The organism is Bacillota bacterium, assembly GCA_040754675.1.
Lineage (GTDB): Bacteria > Bacillota > Limnochordia > Limnochordales > Geochordaceae > Geochorda.
Window position 1 is genome coordinate 1 of record JBFMCJ010000606.1, and the last position, 2345, is coordinate 2345.

The following is a 2345-nucleotide window of genomic DNA, read 5'->3' on the forward strand; positions in this document are numbered from 1 at the left end:
ATTCGCAGAATACGTGTCCCAGGCCACCTCATCGGGCTCATGCGTGACTACTATCTCCACCACCCGCAAGACTTTGCCCTCGGCGTCCAGCAAGGCTACGTCGGGGCGCACCGCGCCCAGTTGGTGCTCGGTTTCAACCCTGGCCACCCCCGAAACCAGGTCCAGGGTATGTTCGCGCCGGCAGACGTCGCAGGTCCAGGTCGCAACGTAAGCAACCTGCTCGCTAAGACGGGCTTGCAAAACAGAATGCACCGCGACCTTTGCCGCCTGGTGCAGAACGCTCTCTAATGCACAGTTCCCTACACCGGCTATGTGAGCGAAGTGCTTTCTTCTTCGCGGACCAGCACGAAGCACGAACCGTTCTGTGCAATTGGGGCAAAAGTATGCTTCTCCCCTTCCGGTTTGGTCGACCGTCACTACTTCCCCGGAAGCGCTCAGAGCAACAGGGTAAAGTACTTTGTCGGCCACGACAGCGCCTCCCTCATGTATTTCGGGAACAGCCGCCCACCCGTCGGCAGTCCCGGCTGAGCCCCCGCCTTCAGCGGAGGCAAGACGGTCAACGTTTTTTTCTCCGGGCCATGCGGGCCTCGGCCAACGCTACGGCTTTTTCGAGGTTCTCCCGGTGCAGCGCAAACGTCCCTCCGACCTGCTCCTTGGCAAGGCCGACCCGTACCAGTTGGCGACACGCGACGCGCACACGAGAGACCGAACTGCTACTGCCAAGCCCCAGAGCCAGGGCCAGCTCCGACGGCGACACCGCCCGCGAGCGGGCAAGAGCCTCCAGGGCAGCGACGCAGTATTCTTCATAGCCACCCAGGTGTTTCCTGGTCAGCGAGCAGGCGCTCTGCAGCAGACCCTGCACGGCCGGGTGTTCGAGCAACGCCACACCTGCCGCCGGGGCTGTCACCGGTACGGCAGGTGTCGCAGGAACCGCCTGCACCAGGGCCGGCGCGCCGGCCGCGACTTCCACCCGGTCTGCCCGCACGGATACGGAGTTCACCCGCGCTTCCGGCCCAGGTCGGGGCTCGGCAGCCGCCTGGGCTGCGGCAACCCGGAGGGCGACCTGCAGGCGCTCGATTTCTCGGGCCTTTTCCACAAGTTCCGCCTCCAGCTCCTCGATCCGGCGGCGCAGGCGGGCAACCTCCCCGCGCTCGGCCTCTTCTTCGGCGCGTGCCTGCCGGACCGCCTCGGCCAGCCGGGCCACCGCCGCCTCCAGGTCTCCGTCGGCCACCACGCCCCGCAGGACCACTTCGGCGCCCAGGTCTGGCGTGTCCCCGCCGTGGGTCACGCGGCGTGCCCTGATGCGGTGGAACTCGCCCAACCGGGGGAACCAGAACACGCCCACAGGCAGCCCGTTCAACTCCTGGAACGTCCGGCCGGCCGCGTGGTGCTTCACCGCGTCGAAGTCCAGCTTCTCGTCGAAGCCGCCCAGCATCGGGAAGTTGAGCTGGCTCATGAACTCTTTCGACACGGCCTGGGTTCTCTGGGAGGCCGTCACCAGCAGCACCCCGCGCTTTCTGCCCTGCTTGGCCAGGCGGGACATGATCTCCGCCGTGGAGGCCGAGCCGAACTGAGGGGCAAAGACATGCGCTTCCTCCACAACCACCCCGGCCGTCCGGCGTTCCCGGCCCAGCAGTACGAACAGCTCTTCCAGAAAAGGCCTCGCGGCTTCCTGCTGGGCGGCGTTGGCCGCCAGGTCCGAAAGGTCCACCACCAGGGCCAGGCCCTGGCCGAGTGCCACGCCGAGGATCTCCCTCACGGCAGGGCGCGCTCCGCACAGCGGCAGGTCGCCCCGCGGGCCGCCCACGACCACAGTTCGATAGCCTTCCCGCAGAGTCCAGAACTCGCCTTCGGGATCGATCACGACCACGGGAATGTGCGCGTCGAGGAGTTCTTCGACTATGACGCCGACCGCGTAGCTCTTCCCCCGGCCGCTGGAGGCCCACACTCCCGCCCGCCAGCCGGTGCTGGCGTAAACACCGAGGTCCAGGGCGAGGTCGTCAGCCAAATGCAGCACGGGTGCCGCCACCCGCCCACCTCCCCTATAAGTCTTCTTGGCTGCCCGCGCGACACCTCTCCTGCGGCGTCACAGCTGCACTCACGACAGCGGCACCTGCGACTAGACGGCGTTTTCCCGACACTCCCGTGAGGGCGAACTCAGGCCCGTGAAGGCTGGATACGTCAATCCTCAATCCGAGAGAACAGCAGGCTGCACAGGTCCACCAGGCGCAGGCCGGGGCGCACCGACCAACCGCGGCCACCCCCTGTGCTCAGGGCTTCCGCCACGGCGGCGATAAAACTGTCTGTGTCCTTGAAGCGCGTAGCGACGCTGCCCGAGCAAAGAA

The 2345-nt window shown here is 66.7% G+C and carries 2 protein-coding genes and 1 pseudogene; all 3 read right to left on the reverse strand.

What is annotated here, in order from left to right; genetic code table 11:
• Positions 1 to 252 (reverse strand): hypothetical protein (locus tag AB1609_21480; GenBank protein ID MEW6049008.1); only part of this gene is annotated, 252 nt, incomplete at its 3' end.
• A gap of 6 nt (positions 253 to 258) precedes the next feature.
• A pseudogene (locus AB1609_21485) lies at positions 259 to 468 on the reverse strand (competence protein CoiA family protein).
• Positions 469 to 556: 88 nt separating this feature from the next.
• On the reverse strand, positions 557 to 2029 hold the full coding sequence (locus AB1609_21490) for a DUF87 domain-containing protein (GenBank protein MEW6049009.1): 1473 nt from the start codon (positions 2027 to 2029) through the stop codon (positions 557 to 559).
• Positions 2030 to 2345 lie beyond the last annotated feature (316 nt).